Origin of the sequence: Hyphomonas sp. UBA3601, from assembly GCF_002375605.1 — a bacterium.
GTDB lineage: Bacteria > Pseudomonadota > Alphaproteobacteria > Caulobacterales > Hyphomonadaceae > Hyphomonas.
In genome coordinates this window covers 9,897-10,701 of the sequence record NZ_DFME01000104.1, presented here as the reverse complement: position 1 = coordinate 10,701, position 805 = coordinate 9,897, and the positions used below count along the sequence as shown (strand labels likewise).

At 58.0% G+C, this 805-nt stretch carries 1 protein-coding gene; it reads left to right on the top strand.

The features are described 5' to 3' along the window. Window positions 1–805, top strand: an 805-nt coding sequence (locus B4F73_RS10395) for a hypothetical protein (protein ID WP_290483201.1), incomplete at both ends; no start/stop codon positions are given.

Below are 805 nucleotides of genomic sequence, written 5' to 3'. Positions count from 1 at the left end.
TTCCCGGCTCGCAGAGCTGGCAGAATTGCTTGAATCGCTGAATGTGGGAATCAGCGGTGACAGGGTGATGCAGCTTCTTGTGTCTGACCTCTTTCTCGGCGTGTTCGATCCACCCGATATCGAGCCTGTGCATTCCCGGTATGGGCACGCGCGGTTCCGAAACGCGCAGACAATCGCAATTCCTGACCTGTCTGTGTTCGATGCAAGATTGCTCTGTGTCCGCTCCAGCGCGATGGCCGATTTCGACTACAGATATGCGACAAGCCGGGATGTCGCTCTGACGCTACATCAAGTCGGGGCGCTTCCGATGGACACGCCCAAGCATTTGACCAGGGAAGCGGCCGCAGAAGTCTGCGCTGCTCTGGCTACTCTCCCAATAGAGCAATTCAGCGAAAATGCGCGCAACTTGCTCGATGGCGTTCTGATTGAGCGGAACCGCCTCATGCACTGGTTCGAGATCGCAGGCCTGATGTCCGCGCCAAAGCACCCTGCCAGCCGCCAGTTGCCCGAATACGAGACTGCCGCCAACTGCAACGAGCCACAACGAGCAGTACCATTCATGGTGGCAAGTCCGCCTCCGGTGCGCGGGCGACCAAATTCCGATCTCTGGCCGCGGATCCAGGAACTGGTAACCGAGCTTCACCGCGCCAACCCTGATCGATACAACAACGAAATCGCTTCGACCGTGCATGCGACACTCACTTCCGAGTTTCCCGAGCAGGAAATTCTTGCGCTCTCGACGATTGTTCGACAAATGAAGCGGCTTCGGAATGCTGCCAGGTCAGACTCGACCACCCGTCAGGCG